The organism is Cohnella caldifontis, assembly GCF_029360585.1.
In the GTDB taxonomy this organism is placed as follows: Bacteria; Bacillota; Bacilli; order Paenibacillales; family Paenibacillaceae; genus Cohnella; species Cohnella caldifontis.
The window spans coordinates 39,394-56,044 of record NZ_JAQZSJ010000013.1 but is presented as its reverse complement, the minus strand read 5'-3'; the positions used below and the strand labels follow the sequence as shown (position 1 = coordinate 56,044).

Sequence of the window (16,651 nt, the reverse complement as noted above, 5' to 3'; positions counted from 1 at the left end):
AAGACGAATTTCGAAAAGATGCATTTATTTCAATGGATGATGAAAAGCAATAGTAGATAGTCCAAAGGTTTCAATATATTTATAAAAATTTACTTGCATACTAGGCAAGAGGCATGGAAATTGTTACTCTTTACCTAATTAATAACATTTATTAGGGAGAGAGAAACTTGGACATTACTTTGAAAGATGTTATCGGCTACATTGTTTCATTTTTAGCCGGGGCTACTTTAAGTTTTGTCATCATGAAAGTGAAAATAAGCAATAGAAATCAAATTACTCAGTCACACAACCAAGTGAAGGGTGACTTTGTGGGACGTGATAAGATTGGCAGGTAATATAGAGCAATCCCACAATAAAGTCGGTCGTGATCTAATTGGCAGAGACAAAATCGATAAACAAATCGTATATCAAGAGTACGAATCTAAAGCAACTAAGCCTATACGAAAAGAACCTACATTTGACTTGGATAAGGATCAAGACAATTCTACTTTACTCAAAAAATTGATCGCCGGAAAGATGAACAGTCAAATGCGCCTTAGAGCAATTTCTGCAAAGTTGAATGCACTTAGTATTATTTTTGACTTGAAAAAGTCCGAACATGGAAAACAAATTTTATCAGATGTGTATGAGAATCTTTTGACGGCGGTTTCGAAGGTTGTAATGCCCCTAGAAGATGGGGAACTTTTAAAGTACAAAAGTGAAGATATATTTAGAGAATTCCCAAGGATTATTAGTCGATTTGAAGATATTTTAAATATTGATGAGGCCTTTCTAGAGGGTCTCCTTTATATTGCAACATCAAACTGCGCATTAAGATGGAAGGTTGATGATGCGTCATGAATGTATTAATGTTTATAGATCGTCCAAAAGATTGGTTTTTTGATGAAGATGTTGAGTTAGATCCTTTTCTTTGCTCAATTCAACTATTGGAAAGACTGTCATCCAGACAAACTTTTGGTTTGAAATATAATCGAATTTCATTGGTTCACAATCTTATAGGCAGACGTTCTAATGAAGCAATAAATTCTTTAGACACAGCCATTGTGATTCTGACAAGTAGACGATTGATCAAGATAGAGAATGAATCAGAATTTAATTCTCAGATATTAATTACTAATGAAGGTCTCCATGTTCTGAAACAGTTCAAGGAGGCAATGACTGATGTTCATTGAGAAATTAACGGTAAAAGGAACTCTTGGTTTATCTATTACCTTTGGTAAAATAAATTATATATTGGGTGAAAATAACACAGGAAAGACAACATTAATAAAATTAATTCTGTATGCGTTGGGTACTAATATTGAGAACTTTATTGACGAAATCTCAAAACACAATTTAACTACAAATGTAGAACTTGATGTTGAACTAAAAAATGGAAATATATATCGAATAATAAGAAAACTGCCATTTTCAGAAACGATAATTATTGTTCCGATGAATCAAGATAGAATGCTTCTAGAAGAAGAAGTCCAGATCATGGAATTAGATGAGTTTTCTGATTTTTTGCTTGAAAATGAAGGCTTTGAAAAGCAAGAAATTATTTATGGAAATAATAACAAAGCCAGCATGAGATACTACTTCTTATTAAGAGCGATAACTGCTGACCAAGATACACCGGCGTTTAAAATTATCGCTGACCTCGGCGGAGTAAAGAAGAGCTATATTAATAATCAAGAACTGATAAAAAAAGCCATTATCGAGGCAATTCTAGGAAAAGATAATAATGAAGTACAAAAAGCGAGGTTTAAGCTACAATCCCTACTTAAGGAACGTTCAAACGTTAATGCTAAGCTAGATATGCTTGAAGAGGTAAATGCGGATGAACATTCTGAGTTACAAAAGATAAGAGACACTAACAAAATCAAGGGAAAATTACAAAAGATTTATGAAGAGAAGGAAAAGCTGTCAATTGAAAATGCTAAATATCTTTCCTCACTCGAAAAATTAAATATCAAAATAGTTGACAATGAAATGATAAAGTTCAAAGAAGAAATCCTTGAACTTCGCAACAAAATAAGGGATTTAACTCTTGAACGCGACGATGTGACAAATATGTCAAATACTCTACAACTAGAAATAAAAAAATTAAAAAAAATGATTGTAGCTAGACAAGTAATCACTCATATTCCTGTTGAAAGGTGCCCTGTCTGTCTAAACATTATTGATTCACACACCCACAATCTTAATGAAAATGAATGTTCATTTTGCAAAAACCCTATTGGAGCAAATGATATAGAAAAGGTTTCGCAATACAAAAGAATGTTAGAAGAGTCATTTTACGAAGCAAGTAATTTACGGAAAGAAATCTTTGATCAGATTAAAGATTACGAGAATCAAATGAAGAATATTGAAAGTAAATTAGCGAAATATAGATTTGATTTTTTGAAAAAACAAAAAGAAATCCAAAATCCTGTGGAGGATTTAATTGAATCTATAAAAGTTCGTTTAGCAGTTTTGACGAAGGAAGAACAACAATTAGAGTCGTATTTAAAATATTTAGAACATCGAAATAAATTAAGAACTGAAAAAAATGAAATTGAAAGTAAGATTGCTGAAGCTAGGGAAGTATTAGACGATTTAGAGAAAACAATTAAGTTTACAGACAGTGAAAAGCTAGATGAATGGATAGATTTATTTTCAAATCAACTAGATTACATTTTTGGAGAAAATCTAAGTGCTTCAATTGATTCAGAATACTCACCTGTAATAAGTGAAACTGAAGTAAAAAATATTTCATCGGCAAGCTTAAAAGTGGCCACACGATTAACATACATTAATTCGTTGTTTCAAGTTAAGGATATTGTTGACATAAATCATCTAGGATTCGTTTTATTTGATTCTCCAAAGGATAAAGATTTAGATCATGATAAATACAGTAGATTTCTTGAATTAGTTGAACAGACAGAAACAGGTCAAGTATTCCTAACGGGAAGTATTAAGGAGAGTCAGCTTTACAATGAGGACAATGTAATTTTGACTTTGTTTAAGCATGACAAACTTTTGAAAAGCTAAGGAGATGTTAGTTAAATTAAAGGAACCAGCCCATTCGGTGCGGTTCCTTTGTTTTTAATCACCCCTGATTAAAATCTCGTTTTTGATACAGCGCACCGCAAACGTCGCGGTCTTCGTGTCTTTGCTCACTAACATCCGGGCCATAAAGATTCAAGATTTACTTCTTGCGCTTACTTAATCGACCACTTAATTGTTATTGATAACTTTCATGCGAAGGGAGAGATTGTATTGGAGGCGAAACACAGCAAGTTTATGTATCGTACAGAAATTGATACCGCACTTGGTTGAATATACCGAACAGAAAATAGGCACAAATAATGTGCACCAACCGAAAACACGCAATCCCGCCACGCTACCGCACGGCGGGATTGCGCATCTCTAGAAGCCTATCACTTCTTCGCCTTATAAAACTCATGGTACAGCTTCATCAGCGCCCGCTTCTCGATGCGCGACACGTACGAGCGCGAAATGCCGAGCTCCCGCGCGATCTCGCGCTGGGTGCGTTCGTCCCCGCCGCCGTCGAGGCCGAAGCGTCCCCGAATGACTTCTTGCTCCCGTTCATCCAGGATATCTAAATTCCGGTAGATTTTGCTCTTCTCGATTTTCAGCTGCACTTTGTCCACGACTTCGTCGGTCTCGGTGCCGAGGATGTCCTGCAGCGTGATTTCGTTGCCTTCCTTGTCCGTGCCGATCGGGTCGTGCAGCGAGACGTCTTTCCGCGTCTTCTTCAGGGAACGGAGGTGCATCAGGATCTCGTTCTCGATGCAACGGGCGGCGAACGTCGCGAGCTTCGTGCCTTTGCCGACCTGGAAGCTCTCGATCGCTTTGATCAGGCCGATCGTGCCGATGGAGATCAGATCCTCCAAATCTTCCCCGGTGTTGTCGAACTTCTTGACGATGTGGGCGACGAGCCGCAGGTTGTGCTCGATCAGCAGGTTGCGGGAGTGCGGATCCCCTTCGCCCATCCGCTGCAGGTGCAGGGCTTCTTCTTCATCCGTCAGGGGCTGGGGGAAGGCGTTGTTTTTGACGTAGGAGACCAGGAGCGAGAGCTGTTTCAGGAACAGCGCAATCGAAGCGATGAAACCGGGCACGCGCAAGCCACCTCCGCTGTGTAGGTCGATGTTGCGAACAGAACATTACCATTGTATGAGGGTAAATGCCCATGCGTGCCAGTTTCATTCCGTTGGGACGACTCAAATCGGGGAAGTTTACCTGCCGTCCTTCAGAAGCTTATCCTGCTGGGCAACGAATTCCTCCGGCGTGATCTGCTTGCCGAACAGCGCCTGCACGAGGTTGCGGTGGCCTTCGGCGGCGACCGGCTTCATCTGGACGTCCAGGTAATTCGTGACCTTCTTGGCCGAAGCCAGCTCGTTCAGCAGGTCGATGTACATCTGGGGGAGTTGGATTTTGCTCGTATCCACTTTCGTGGCGGGCACGATGCCGGCTTCGGTGACGGAAGCTTCGCCCCAACGTTTCGTGAAGTACGTGACGAACTTCTTGGCTTCTCGGACGTGTTTGGAGTGGTTGGCGACGAAGAGGGCGACGCCCGGTCCGCCTACCCAATCGTTGATATCGCCTTTGCCGCCTTTGATCGTCGGGAATTTGAAATAGCCGATGCTGTATTTGACGGACTGCGAAGTGTCCGGGCTCGTCGTGTAGTTCGGAACCTCCCACGTGCCCGCCATATACATGGCCGCCAGCCCGTTCATGAACAGAGGTTTCGCTTCGTCGTTGGACATGCCGATAAAACCTTTGCTGAATGCGCCCTGGTCCACCAACTCCTGGGACATCCGGGCGGCTTCGATCAGATTCGGGTCCGTGAAGTCGTTGTTCGCCACCGCTTGGTCGAGCAGATCCGGCCCGCCGAGACGATCGGCCAGATACATGTACCAGAAGGATGCGGTCCAGCCTTCTTTGCCGCCCAGAGCAATCGGCTTGACTCCGTTCGACTTGAGGATTTTGATGGCGGACATAAAATATTCGAAATCGGTCGGCGGCTGCAAATGATATTTCGAGAAAATCGCTTTGTTGTAATAGACCGGAACGATGTTGAGCTCGACCGGAAGCGCATAGGCCTTGCCATTGTACGAGTATGCCTCGACCGTGCCTTTCACGAACTGGTCTTTCAGTTCGCCGTCTACGATGTCGTTAAGCGGAGCGAACATGTCCGCTTTCACGTAGGGTTCCATGAAGCCGGCCGCCCACGTAAAGCCGATATCGGGAAGGGAATTGGAAGCCGATAGAACCTTCAGCTTGCTCTTGTACAGCTCCGTTTCGAGCACCTGGTTTTCGATCGTGATATTCGGATTGGCCCGTTGGAATTCATCGATGATTTTGTTGGCCAGGTTGAATTGCTGCGGCGCGCCGCTTTCATTCCATTGCGACATCATCCGCAGCGTGATTTTCTCGGCCGGTTGCGGCGTGACACCGGAGTTCCCGGCTCCGCAGGCGGCGACGGCGAATGCCAGGATCAACGCAATCGGGAGCGCCGCGTAAGTACGAATTTTCATGGCTCAAATCCCCCCTCGGACAGTGCCGCGATTACTCGATCATGTTCGCGCGGTATTGACTCGGGGTGTCCCCCTCGTACTCTTTGAAGATTTTGTTGAAGTATTTGGCGGAATTATACCCGACCTGTTCGGCGATCTCCGCGATGGGGAGACGGGACTGGACCAGCAGCTCTTTGGCTTTCTGCAGCCTCCGGCGGGTGAGATACTCGCTGAACGTCATCTGCATTTGATCCTTGAACAAGACGCTGAAATAGCTCGGGTTCAGATGGACGTGCTCCGCCACATCCTGCAGGCCGAACGACTCGGAGAGCCTTCCGTCCACGAACCGCAGCGCTTCCCGGACGGATTCGCCGATCTCGGCTTGGTTGACGCGGGCTTCTTCCAGCACCGGGTCGATGATCCGCTCCAGCCTGGCGATCCGGCTCTTTTTCTCCGCCGCGATCAGCGCCTTCTCCACCGCTTCGATCAGCTTGGCGTTGCTGATCGGCTTGAGCAGGTAATTCACCACGCCGATCCGGATGGCGCGATGCGCGTATTCGAACTCGGAGTACCCCGACAGCAGGATGACCGGCGGCATGCGCTCGCCAAGCCGGTTTTCCAGCCTTTCCGCCAGATCGAGTCCGCTGATTTCGGGCATGCGGATATCCGTGATCACGAGGTCGACCGGCTCCCGTTCCAGCAGTTCCAGCGCAGCGTGGCCGTTATCCAGGGAAATGACGGTGCAGCGTCCCGCTCCCCAGGACTCGAGCGTCTTCTTCAAGCCGTCGCGGGTCATGGGCTCATCGTCGACAACGAGAATGGTGGTCGTTCGATCCTTATTCATGGCGAGTTCCTCCTAATGGTAGGGGAGCTGGATTCGCACGAGGGTGCCTTCGCCCTCGCGGCTGGAGATCTCGATCCCCACGGCCGGATCCCGTTCATCGTAGTATAGCTGGATTCTCCGCTCCACGTTCGCGATGCCCATGCCGGAGCCTTTCGCCGAAGGGACGTTTCCGCTCGTGAGGGCGTTTTGGATTTTCGAAAGCGTCTCTTCGTCCATCCCCCTGCCGTCGTCCTGCACGGAGATGATCAAGTATTCCTCGTTTTCCGAAAGAGTGACCGCTACGGAAATGTTGCCGGTGCCGATCCGCCGTTCCACGCCATGGGTGATGGCATTTTCCACGAGAGGCTGGACGATGAGCTTCGGAATGGGATATTCGGACAAGAAAGGAGGCAGGGAAATGTCCCACCTCAGCCGATCCCCGAGCCGCGTCTTCATGATCCGCAAGTAACGTTCGATATGGTCCATTTCCTCCCGAAGCGCCACCCATTCGTCATTCTTCGGATTCGTGATCGTGTAACGGAACAGCTCCGACATGGCGAGGACGAATTCCGCCAGTTCCTCTTCGTTCTTCTCGAGCAGGGAGCGGTAGAGCGCCTCCAGCGTATTGAACAGGAAATGCGGGTTGATCTGGGCTTGCAGGGCTTTCAATTCCGTACGGCTTTGCAAAATCTCCTTCTCGTACACGAGCCGGATCAAATTGTTGATATTGTCGACCATTTCGTTATAGGTTCGGTTCAATTCCCGGATTTCGATCGTGGAGGACAGGTTGTCCACCTGCTTCAGTACGCCGAGCCTCGTGCTGCGCATCGAACGGATCAATTTGAAAATGGGCTTGGCGATGACGGTCGATAACAGCAGGGAAATGATGACGTACAGCAGCGAGCCGACGCCGGCCGATACCACGATGACGTTGCGCAGCACCGAAATGCCGTTGGTGATTTCGCTGATCGGGGTCAGGATCAACAGCGTCCATCCGGTGATTTCCGAGGTCGTGCGGACGACCATGTACCTTCTGGATCCGATGTCGGCCGTCTTGTCCCGCGACCGCATGAGCTCGGCCGCTTGATCGGGCGTAAGCCCGGGGACGCTGGAGGTGATGATTTCCCCGTCGTTGTCCGCCAGCAGCATGCCATGGCTCCCTTGCAGCACGGAGTCCCTGAGCTCGAATACTTCGCGGTTGATGCGAACGAGCAAATACCCGCCCGTCTCGAAATTTTGGTTCACCATCGTGACGAGCCGGATGGCCAGCAAGGCGTTGGGGTCGGCCGGATCGATCCCGAACCACACCAGGTCCCCCTTGGCATCGATCGTGCGCTGGATCCAGTCCGGTTGGACTTCGGCTTCCAGGAGGTTATTGTCCAGCGGGTATAATCGATACCGGTTGTGGTTGAACAGTTCCACCGACATCACGCCGTCGGCGTAGATCGGGACCGTGTTGATGATCGCCGGCAGATTCTGCTTCTCGGTGAAGGAGGCCGGTTTGCCGTTCAATTCGCCCAACAGCAGATTTTGGACATAAATATTCGTAGCGACCTGCAGGGAAAGCGAATTGATCTGCTGCAGCACGCCTTCCAATCTGCCGTTGGCTTGGACGGCCGTCTGCTGGATATTTTTCTCGGCGTTGTTGCGGAGCATGTCGGAGACCGAGGCGAACGTCACCGACGCGACGAAGCTCAGAATCAAGACCATGACCAGCAGGTAGCCGATCAGCATTTGATTCCGCAGCGTATTGTATTTGGAAAAATTCAGCCGCATCCCATTCCTGTCCTTCCCGTTAGATCCGGGCTGCCGGATTGCCGCCCGCGCAAGGCTGACGGCTGCCCTTTCATCATAGCAGAGGTTCGTTCGGAGCGGAATGACATTCTTCGACCGGCGAAGACGGCCGCTCCGGTACATAGTCTATCCGGCCGCGGCAGATAATGAATGGGAACCGATGCGACATCCATGTTCAAGGGAGGGCGAATCGTCATGGCCGTGAAATCCTCTTCGGGCGGCGGAGCCGGCGCGAAGCCGTACAAGCCGCTGTCCATGTCCGCGAAAGAGTATCAGGCGTTCGCCAAAGCGCGCGAGCCGGCCCGATCCGTATGGGCCAATGCGCTGCGGGCTTTCCTGACGGGAGGGCTGATTTGCTTGATCGGCCAGGGAATCCAGCAATTTTTCATGGCGGCGTTCGGCATGACCGCCAAACAGGCGGGCAGTCCGACCGTCGCCGTCTTGATCCTGGTCTCGGTCATCCTCACCTGCCTCGGCGTGTACGACAAAATCGCGCAATGGGCAGGCGCGGGCACCGCCGTGCCGGTGACCGGCTTCGCGAACTCGATGGCTTCCGCGGCGATCGAACACCGCAGCGAAGGGCTCGTGCTCGGCACGGGCGGCAACATGTTCAAGCTGGCGGGATCCGTGATCGTCTTCGGCGTCGTCGCCGCCTTCGTCATCGGCATCATCCATTGGCTGATCGGGGTCTGGAGCTGATATGATCCGGCAGGGCGACAGAAGCTGGGTGTTTCCGAAGCCTCCGGTCATTCTCGGAACCGGCACGGTGGTCGGACCCGACGAAGGGGAAGGGCCGCTGGCCGCGGATTTCGACCTCGTGCATCCGGACCTCGAGATCGGCCAGCCGAGCTGGGAAAAGTCGGAACGCGCTTTGCTCGAGCAGGCGGCGGACATCGCCTTGCAGCACGCGGGCGTCCAGAAAGGCGACATCCAGTTTTTCGTGGGCGGGGACCTAATGAACCAGATCATCAGCAACACGTTCGCCGCCCGTACGCTGGGCGTTCCTTATCTCGGGGTATTCGGCGCCTGCTCGACCTCCATGGAATCGCTGGCCCTGGCTTCGCTGCTGGTGGCATCGGGCGCGGCGGACCGGGCGCTCGCGGGGACGTGCAGCCACAACTGCACGGCGGAGAAGCAATTCCGCTACCCGACCGAATACGGCTCGCAAAAGCCGCCGACCGCGCAATATACGGTGACCGGCGCGGGAGCCGCCGTCGTCGCGTCCGAGGGGACGGGGCCCGTCGTCACCGCGGCGACGATCGGGAAGATCGTCGACCTGGGCATCAAGGATCCTTTCAACATGGGCGCGGCCATGGCTCCCGCCGCCGTCGACACGATCCAGGGGCATCTGCAGGATACCGGGAGATCGCCCGGGTATTACGACTTGATCGTCACGGGGGATTTGGCCTCTGTCGGCCATCCGATCGCGGCGGAGCTGCTTAAACGGCATGAGGTTCCGATGGAAGAGACGCAATTCCAGGACTGCGGCCTCATGATCTACAACGTCGCGAAGCAGAACGTGCAAGCCGGGGGGAGCGGGTGCGCCTGTTCGGCGACGGTCGCGTACGGCCATCTGCTGAAACGGATGGCCCGCGGCGAGCTGAAGCGGATGCTCGTGGTGGCGACGGGGGCGCTGCTCAGCCCGTTGTCCTACCAGCAGGGCGAATCGATTCCGTGCATCGCCCATGCGGTCGCGATCGAAGCGCAAGCACCCGGACAAGGAGGAGTTTGACCATGATGCAGTATTTATGGGCGTTCTTGATCGGCGGAGGCATCTGCGTCATCGGGCAGCTGCTGTTCGACGTCGCGAAGCTGACGCCCGCGCATACGATGTCCCTGCTCGTCGTCGTCGGGGCGATCGTCGACGGGCTCGGGTGGTACGATCCGCTCATCAAATTCGCCGGCGCGGGCGCGACGGTGCCGATCACGAGCTTCGGCAATTCCCTCGTGCACGGCGCGCTGACGGAGCTGCAGCGGGACGGGTGGATCGGCGTGATTACCGGCATCTTCGAAGTCACGAGCGCCGGCATCTCGGCGGCGATCATTTTCTCGTTCCTGGCCGCGCTGGTGGTCAAGCCGAAAGGCTGAATTTACCTTTATTTCGCTATGTAATTGCTGGATATCGCCTATATTACGGCCAAACCGGTTTAACCGGTTTGGCTTTTTTGCTATTGTTTTTTGTAGGATTCTAAAATTTACGGCTACATCCAGAATTCGGTATAATAAGAGAAATCGTTTCATAATCAACGGATTCCATAGGAGGAAAGCGGCAATGGACCATCGCGAAGCGGCTCAGTTGTTGGATCGAATCAGAGCGAATATGGAATCTTGCATTTACGGTAAAAAGGACGAGATCGCCTGGATGCTGACCGCATTGCTGGCCGGCGGTCACGTATTGATCGAGGACGTGCCCGGAACGGGCAAAACCCAGATGGTCAAGGCGCTCGCCATGTCCGTCGGCGGCGTGTTCCACCGCATCCAATGCAATCCCGACCTGCTGCCGACCGACATCACCGGCGTCTCCATCTATCATCCGAAACAAGAGGAATTCGTGTTCCGGCCGGGTCCGGTCATGGCGAACCTGCTGCTCGCGGACGAGATCAACCGCGCCACGACGAAGACGCAGTCCGCGCTGCTGGAAGCGATGGAGGAGCACCGGATTTCCGTCGACGGGCAGACGTATACGCTTCCGCATCCTTTCATGCTGTTCGCGACCCAAAATCCGATCGATTTCGAAGGCACTTACAGCCTGCCGGAAGCGCAGCTCGACCGTTTCCTCATGAAAATCAAGCTGGGCTACCCGGACGAAGCGTCCGAAAAAAGGCTCGTGCTGGAGCCTTCGGCGGGACGTTCGGCGGAATCCCTCAGCGCGGTCGCGACGGTGGAAGACGTGGCGTCGCTGCAGCGGATGGCCTCGGAAGTCCACATCGAATCCGCCGTTGCCGATTACCTGATCGCGCTGGTCCGGGGCACGAGAACGCACGCTTCCGTGCTGCTCGGCGCCAGTCCGCGCGCCGCTGTCGCGCTGGCCTCGGCCGCGAAAGCGTACGCGTTCCTCCAGCATCGCGCCTTCGTGCTGCCCGACGACGTCAAAGCGATGGCGCCGCTCGTGCTCGGCCATCGCCTGCATCTGCGCTCCGAAGCGCGGATGCAGGGGAACCAGGCGGCCGGCGTCCTGCAGGAAGTGCTCGGCAGGCTGCCCGTACCGGTCGGGCTGGAGCGCTGACCATGAACCGGTTCGCCAGGAGTCGAGTCTGGCTGCCCGGGACGGTATTGTACGCCTTTTCGGCCTTCTATCTGCTGTTCCAGGGCGGTAAGACGTCCCTTATGCTGTTCGTGATCCTGAACGCGCTCATTCTCTATTTGGCGCTTGGCCGGTGGAGCGGAATCGGCGGCGTCCGCGGGACCCGGTCGGTCGAAATGGACGGTCCGTCCGCCGCGCGCCTGACCGCCGGCATGCGCATCCGGATCCGCTTGAAAATCCAATTTCCCGGTTTCTGGCCGGTCCCCTACGTCATTGTCCGCGACCGTCTGCTCCGCATCGCCGCCGACGAATCGCAAATCTACGAGCTTTCGTTCGTTCCCGATTACCGCCGCCGAGGCGAAGTGGTCTACGAGACGGCTCCGCTTCGGCGCGGCCGGTACCGCTTTCAGACGACGGAATGCTCGACGCGGGATATTTTCGGCTTGTTCGAGCATCAGGGGAAATTCCACGAACCGCTGGACCTCCAAGTGCTGCCCCGGATGATCGCGCTGCGGGATTGGCAGCTGCTGAGACGTTCGCAGCGCGGCGTATTCCAGCATTCGTTCACTTCCAAATGGGCGAAGGAGACGACGCAGATCGACGGCGTGCGCGAATACATCCACGGGGACCGGCTGTCCAGGGTGCACTGGAACGCGACGGCCAAGACGGGGCATTGGAAGTCCAAGGAGTTCGAACGGGAAGCCCTGCCCCGCATCGTCTTCCTGCTCGACCGGAACGCCTCGTCGTACCGGACCGCGGACCAATTCGAACTGGCGGTCTCCGTCGCGGCGTCCCTGATCGAGCTCGTCGTGCAGCGCGGCATGCCGGTCGGTTTCGTGTCCGCCGGGCGGAAGCCGGGCTGGTACGGGGCGGACCGCACGCCGGTCTCCCGCGAGGAAGTGCTGCGGCATCTGGTGGACGTCGACGCGGACGGCACGGTCCCGCTCGGCCACTGGATCGCCGAAACGTCGGACCGCTTCGAGCCCGGCGTGCAGATCGTCGTGATCAGCCCGCAGGCCGACGAGTCGCTCGCCGGAGCGTTCGCTTCGGTGGAGGCGCGGCGCATGATCCCTTCGCTGCTCCACGTCGGCGAGGCCGTGCCGACCGATGAGCAGCAACGCAAACTCCGCCAATGGCAGCAGCTGTGCAAATCCAAAATGTGGGATCAAGTTTCCGTGACCCGCTTGGAAGAGCTGCCGGTGGCGCTGGGGGTGGCATCCGCATGAGTTTGATGCCCAAGAGACAGATAGGATTCCGGACCGCGGCGGCCCGGGCGGACTACTGGGGACAGCTGGCGCTTGACCGCCTGCACCGCTTGTTCGCGATCGTGATCCTGCTTCAGCTCATCCAATGCTTCCGCGGATATTGGTGGAGCGAGACTTACTCCGTCATATACGGCGTCGTCACGGCGATCGCCGTGTCCGAGCTGCTCTTCACGCGATGGCTCGGCATCCGGCTGGCGCTGCAGGCGGCAGCGGCGGTCGTCCTGTCCGCCGCCTATTCTCCTTTCTTCGAATGGGCCGGATGGCCGTCCGATTGGAAGGATCAGCAGCAATGGAGCCTATTCTACGATTTCCATATCGCTTCGCTTCATCCGTTCGTCGAACTGGCTGCCGGCGCGGTGCTGGCCGTGCACGTCATGACGTGGTTCGCGCGCACCCGGACTTCGCTGGTGTCGCTGCTCATGGCCGCCATCGGAGTGATGGCGACGGTCGATTCGTTCTTCCCGCTCGAGCTGTGGCATAACATCGCCTGGATCGTCGCGGCGGGGCTCGGCTGGCTCGTCATCCTGCACTTGCGGGAGCTGCGGGCGCGCCATCCGGACAGCTGGGAAGCGCTCGCCGAACGGCCGATCGACCTGGCGGTTCCCGCCGTGATCATCATCGGGCTGCTGCTTTTGACCGGCATCTTCATGCCGCGCGCGCCCGCGATCCTGGAAGACCCGTATACGATCTGGTCCGAAGCCCAGGGCCGCTCCGTGCCTTCCGCCGCCGGCGAAGGCGGGCAGCTCACGACCAGCATCGGCGCCAGCTCCGTCAAGAACGGATCGTCGTCTTCCGGCTACGGCCGGGACGATCGCACCCTCGGTGGGGGCTTCGATTTCGATTATTCCCCCGTCATGACCGTCGCCACCAACCGGCGGAGCTATTGGCGGGGCGAAGCCAAGGCGGTCTACACCGGCCAAGGCTGGGGCGATGTCCGCAGGCCGCTCAGCCTGCTCGGAGCGGGGGTTGACACCCGATTCGGCGTTTCCGAACGCGCGGAAACCGTCAAGACGGAGAAGCTGACCCAAACCGTCACCATGCTGCGCAAAGACCGGGTGCCCGTTCTGTTCGGGGCGGGTCCGGTCAGCAAAATCGACGAGCTGGAGAGCGACAACAACGGCGGCGTGCAACTGAACCCGGAAGATTGGGAAGTCCGCTTCAACAAGCCGTCCCGCGTCACGACGTACACGATCGAGTCCGACGTGACGGTGTTCGACCCCGCCGCGCTGCGCGCCGCCGCCGTCCCCGCTCCGGACGCGGCCTCGATCGATTTGTCGCCGTATCTGCAGCTGCCGGGCGAATTGCCGGCACGGGTGAAAAACCTGGCGTTGCAAGTGACGGCGTCCGGAGCCAACGAATTCGACAAAACCGAATTGCTCGTCAAATATTTGAAGGAAACGTATCCCTATAACAACAAGCCGGACGTCAGCAAGCGGAAAAGCTCCGATTTCGTGGACGCGTTCCTGTTCGAAATCAAGGAAGGCTATTGCGACTATTACTCCACGGCGTTCGTCGTCATGGCCCGTTCCGTGGGCATACCGGCCCGCTGGGTCAAAGGGTACACGTCGGGGGTTGACCCCGCCCAAGCCGAAGAAGCCAGATACGCCGGCGCCCCGGTGAATACGGACGGACCGGGAACCTACACCGTCCGCAACTCGGACGCCCACTCCTGGGCCGAAGTGTATTTCGAAGGCTACGGGTGGATCCCGTTCGAGCCGACGGCCGGATTCAGCGTCCCGCAGCCGGTGCCGGTCGATGCTCCCGCGGATCTCTCCGCGGAACCCGTCGACGCCCCGGAAGCCGATGAAGCGGACAAAGCGCCGGTCGCGATCGGCTGGCAAATCCCGGCTGCGGGAGCGGCCCTGTTGCTCGTCGCGGCGATCGCCGTGCTTCTGCGCAAACGCCGGGGCATCCGGCTGTGGAAGCGAATCCGTTACGCCGGCGCGTCGCCGGATCAACGGATCGTGCGCGAAACGGAGAAGCTGGTCAAGTTCCTGGGCAGAAGGGGAATGAAGCGCGAGGACCACGAAACGATGCGCGAATCGTTCAACCGCTGGGGGGATAAATTCACCTCCTTGCGCCCCGATTTCGACCGCGTGCTGATCCAGTTCGAACGCGCGCGTTACGGGCGGGGCATGGGCGCCGAACAAGACGCGAAGCAGGTGGAGGAAACGGTCGCCCGGCTGCGCAAAGCGCTGTAAGCCGAGACGATGTACGTTCCTTGACCGATCGAAGGGGAGCTCCTGTCGGGGCTCTTCTTTCATTTTGCAGGGCCGCGCGGGGTATGGTATATTTTGTTCATCATTTTGTTGCGAAGGCCATGCCGTACGACAGGAGATGTCCATGGGATTTTTCGAACGCTTGCTTCCCGATCAAATCGTCAAAACCGTTTACGATATCGACTTGGACGAACTGAAAACCCGAGGCGTTCAGGGGATCATCACCGACCTGGACAACACGCTGGTCAGCGCCCGGACGCCGCTCGCGACTCCGGAGCTCGTCGCCTGGCTGGACGCCGTCAGGGAACGGGGGTTCAAGGTCGTCATTTTATCCAATAACAACCTGCACCGCGTGGGGAAATTCGCGGAGCCGCTCGGCATTCCCTACGTGTACATGGCGCGCAAGCCGGCGGTCCGGGCGTTCCATCGGGCGCTGGAGAAGCTCCGATTGCCGCCGGAGCAGGCCGTCGTCGTCGGAGACCAAATGATGACGGACATGCTGGGCGGACGGAGAGCGGGCCTGCGCACCATTTTGGTCTCCCCGATCGCCATGGCCGAAGAAGGGATCATGACCCGGATCAACCGGCGAATCGAGAACATCGCGCTTAAGCGATTGAGACGCAAAGGGCTCTGGCCCGATCAAGGAGGGAAATGGCGATGACCGCCGTCCATGAAGGTGCCGGCCGGTGCGCCGGCTGCGGCATTCCGCTTCAGACCGGGCACCGCGACCGGCCGGGCTATTTGCCGGAGTCCGCGGCCGGCCGGGAGCCGGTCATTTGCCAGCGCTGCTTCCGGATCAAAAACTACAATGAAGCTTCCTCGGTAACCGTGGATCAGGACGAGTTTCTGAAACTGCTCGGCGGCATCGCGTCGACGGACAGCCTGGTCGTGCACATCGTCGACCTGTTCGACTTCGAAGGCAGCCTGATTTCCGGGCTTCAGCGCTTCGTCGGCAGCAACGAAGTGCTGCTGGTCGTGAACAAGATCGACTTGCTGCCGAAAGTCACCAACTGGAACCGGCTGCGCAATTGGGTGCAGAGGCAGGCCAAGGAAAACGGGCTGAAGGTGGCCGATATCGTGTTGTGCAGCGCCAAGCGCGGCGCCGGCTTCGACCGCGTCGTCGAAGCGGTGGCGCGGATGCGCGGCAACCGCGACGTGTACGTGGTAGGTGCCACGAACGTCGGCAAAAGCACTTTGATCAACCGGCTGATTTCCGATTACAGCGACCTGGAGCGGGAGCTCACCGTGTCGCGTTATCCCGGCACGACGCTGGACGCCGTCCGCATTCCGCTGGACGACGGGCGGTTTATCGTGGATACGCCGGGGATCGTCTACGAGTCGCGGCTGACGGAGATCATCCCCCGCCGCGATCTGGCGGCGCTGCTGCCGGACAAACCGCTCAAGCCGCTGACGTTTCAATTGAACGAGCGGCAGACGTTGTTTTTCGGCGCATTGGCGAGGTTCGATTTCGTGGAAGGGGAACGGCAGTCGTTTACGGCGTACGTGTCGTCCGGCATTCCCGTCCACCGCACGAAGCTGGAGCGGGCCGACGAGCTGTACGCGGAGCACAAAGGGGAAATGCTGGCCCCCCCGAACCGGGAGGACCTGGAGACGCTCCCGGCCTGGACCCGCCACCGGCTTCGCGTCCCGAAGGAGGAGCGGCTGGACGTGTTCGTTTCGGGCTTGGGGTGGATCAAAGCGAACGGAACGTCGGGCGCTTTGGTCGATTTATTCGCCCCGCGGGGCGTGAAAGTCATGCTGAGGGAATCGTTGATTTGAGAAAGTTCGCCGGAGAGGAGAACGAA

16 protein-coding genes are annotated in these 16,651 nt (G+C 55.4%); 12 read left to right on the top strand and 4 right to left on the bottom strand.

Annotated features, from left to right (window positions below):
• The first annotated feature begins 167 nt into the window (after positions 1–167).
• From PTZ19_RS17330 to PTZ19_RS17315, 4 genes are read left to right on the top strand one after another with little or no spacing between them, the layout of a single operon-like run.
• Entirely contained in the window at positions 168–335 is a 168-nt protein-coding gene (locus PTZ19_RS17330) for a hypothetical protein (RefSeq protein WP_276356341.1), read from the top strand.
• Complete coding sequence (locus PTZ19_RS17325; RefSeq protein ID WP_276356340.1) at positions 316–840, top strand: hypothetical protein; 525 nt, start codon at positions 316–318, stop codon at positions 838–840. Before PTZ19_RS17330 ends, PTZ19_RS17325 begins: the two co-directional genes overlap by 20 nt.
• Complete coding sequence (locus PTZ19_RS17320; RefSeq protein ID WP_276356339.1) at positions 837–1,172, top strand: hypothetical protein; 336 nt, start codon at positions 837–839, stop codon at positions 1,170–1,172. The genes PTZ19_RS17325 and PTZ19_RS17320 overlap by 4 nt, the downstream gene beginning before the upstream one ends.
• On the top strand, positions 1,162–3,012 hold the full coding sequence (locus PTZ19_RS17315; RefSeq protein WP_276356338.1) for a hypothetical protein: 1,851 nt from the start codon (positions 1,162–1,164) through the stop codon (positions 3,010–3,012). The genes PTZ19_RS17320 and PTZ19_RS17315 overlap by 11 nt, the downstream gene beginning before the upstream one ends.
• A 389-nt stretch (positions 3,013–3,401) precedes the next feature.
• Here the strand turns inward: PTZ19_RS17315 and sigK are convergent, their stop codons facing one another.
• From sigK to PTZ19_RS17295, 4 genes are all read right to left on the bottom strand, one after another.
• Positions 3,402–4,103: an RNA polymerase sporulation sigma factor SigK gene (gene sigK, locus PTZ19_RS17310; RefSeq protein WP_276356337.1), complete on the bottom strand. Its 702-nt coding sequence runs from the start codon at positions 4,101–4,103 to the stop codon at positions 3,402–3,404.
• Between the two features lie 117 nt (positions 4,104–4,220).
• Positions 4,221–5,522 carry an extracellular solute-binding protein gene (locus tag PTZ19_RS17305; RefSeq protein ID WP_276356336.1) on the bottom strand — a complete coding sequence of 434 codons (1,302 nt, stop codon included), beginning with the start codon at positions 5,520–5,522 and terminating at the stop codon, positions 4,221–4,223.
• Between the two features lie 31 nt (positions 5,523–5,553).
• Positions 5,554–6,345 (bottom strand): response regulator transcription factor, encoded by a 792-nt coding sequence (locus tag PTZ19_RS17300; RefSeq protein ID WP_276356335.1) that lies wholly within the window; start codon positions 6,343–6,345, stop codon positions 5,554–5,556.
• 12 nt (positions 6,346–6,357) lie between these two features.
• The gene (locus tag PTZ19_RS17295; RefSeq protein WP_276356334.1) at positions 6,358–8,100 is read right to left on the bottom strand and encodes a cache domain-containing sensor histidine kinase; all 1,743 of its coding nucleotides are present in this window, start codon (positions 8,098–8,100) and stop codon (positions 6,358–6,360) included.
• Between the two features lie 213 nt (positions 8,101–8,313).
• Here PTZ19_RS17295 and spoVAC point away from each other — a divergent pair, with 213 nt between their 5' ends.
• From spoVAC to yqeH, 8 genes are all read left to right on the top strand, one after another.
• Positions 8,314–8,817 (top strand): stage V sporulation protein AC, encoded by a 504-nt coding sequence (gene spoVAC, locus PTZ19_RS17290; protein WP_276356333.1) that lies wholly within the window; start codon positions 8,314–8,316, stop codon positions 8,815–8,817.
• Position 8,818: 1 nt separating this feature from the next.
• Positions 8,819–9,850, top strand: a complete 1,032-nt coding sequence (spoVAD, locus tag PTZ19_RS17285; protein ID WP_422615012.1) for a stage V sporulation protein AD — start codon at positions 8,819–8,821, stop codon at positions 9,848–9,850.
• Between the two features lie 5 nt (positions 9,851–9,855).
• Entirely contained in the window at positions 9,856–10,206 is a 351-nt protein-coding gene (gene spoVAE / locus PTZ19_RS17280) for a stage V sporulation protein AE (protein WP_276356422.1), read from the top strand.
• Between the two features lie 184 nt (positions 10,207–10,390).
• Entirely contained in the window at positions 10,391–11,344 is a 954-nt protein-coding gene (locus tag PTZ19_RS17275; protein ID WP_276356332.1) for an AAA family ATPase, read from the top strand.
• 2 nt (positions 11,345–11,346) lie between these two features.
• Positions 11,347–12,588: a DUF58 domain-containing protein gene (locus tag PTZ19_RS17270; protein ID WP_276356331.1), complete on the top strand. Its 1,242-nt coding sequence runs from the start codon at positions 11,347–11,349 to the stop codon at positions 12,586–12,588.
• Positions 12,585–14,828 carry a transglutaminase TgpA family protein gene (locus PTZ19_RS17265; protein ID WP_276356330.1) on the top strand — a complete coding sequence of 748 codons (2,244 nt, stop codon included), beginning with the start codon at positions 12,585–12,587 and terminating at the stop codon, positions 14,826–14,828. The genes PTZ19_RS17270 and PTZ19_RS17265 overlap by 4 nt, the downstream gene beginning before the upstream one ends.
• Before the next feature lie 142 nt (positions 14,829–14,970).
• Positions 14,971–15,507, top strand: coding sequence for a YqeG family HAD IIIA-type phosphatase (locus PTZ19_RS17260; protein WP_276356329.1), 537 nt, complete (start codon positions 14,971–14,973; stop codon positions 15,505–15,507).
• Positions 15,504–16,625 carry a ribosome biogenesis GTPase YqeH gene (gene yqeH / locus PTZ19_RS17255; protein WP_276356328.1) on the top strand — a complete coding sequence of 374 codons (1,122 nt, stop codon included), beginning with the start codon at positions 15,504–15,506 and terminating at the stop codon, positions 16,623–16,625. Before PTZ19_RS17260 ends, yqeH begins: the two co-directional genes overlap by 4 nt.
• Positions 16,626–16,651 lie beyond the last annotated feature (26 nt).

Bases quoted from the DNA above. Each gene is read 5' to 3' on its own strand.
- PTZ19_RS17320 (WP_276356339.1), top strand. From the start codon at position 837: ATGAATGTATTAATGTTTATAGATCGTCCAAAAGATTGGTTTTTTGAT.
- PTZ19_RS17315 (WP_276356338.1), top strand. From the start codon at position 1,162: ATGTTCATTGAGAAATTAACGGTAAAAGGAACTCTTGGTTTATCTATT.
- PTZ19_RS17305 (WP_276356336.1), bottom strand. From the start codon at position 5,522: ATGAAAATTCGTACTTACGCGGCGCTCCCGATTGCGTTGATCCTGGCA.
- PTZ19_RS17300 (WP_276356335.1), bottom strand. From the start codon at position 6,345: ATGAATAAGGATCGAACGACCACCATTCTCGTTGTCGACGATGAGCCC.
- PTZ19_RS17295 (WP_276356334.1), bottom strand. From the start codon at position 8,100: ATGCGGCTGAATTTTTCCAAATACAATACGCTGCGGAATCAAATGCTG.
- spoVAC (WP_276356333.1), top strand. From the start codon at position 8,314: ATGGCCGTGAAATCCTCTTCGGGCGGCGGAGCCGGCGCGAAGCCGTAC.
- spoVAD (WP_422615012.1), top strand. From the start codon at position 8,819: ATGATCCGGCAGGGCGACAGAAGCTGGGTGTTTCCGAAGCCTCCGGTC.
- spoVAE (WP_276356422.1), top strand. From the start codon at position 9,856: ATGCAGTATTTATGGGCGTTCTTGATCGGCGGAGGCATCTGCGTCATC.
- PTZ19_RS17275 (WP_276356332.1), top strand. From the start codon at position 10,391: ATGGACCATCGCGAAGCGGCTCAGTTGTTGGATCGAATCAGAGCGAAT.
- PTZ19_RS17270 (WP_276356331.1), top strand. From the start codon at position 11,347: ATGAACCGGTTCGCCAGGAGTCGAGTCTGGCTGCCCGGGACGGTATTG.
- PTZ19_RS17265 (WP_276356330.1), top strand. From the start codon at position 12,585: ATGAGTTTGATGCCCAAGAGACAGATAGGATTCCGGACCGCGGCGGCC.
- PTZ19_RS17260 (WP_276356329.1), top strand. From the start codon at position 14,971: ATGGGATTTTTCGAACGCTTGCTTCCCGATCAAATCGTCAAAACCGTT.
- yqeH (WP_276356328.1), top strand. From the start codon at position 15,504: ATGACCGCCGTCCATGAAGGTGCCGGCCGGTGCGCCGGCTGCGGCATT.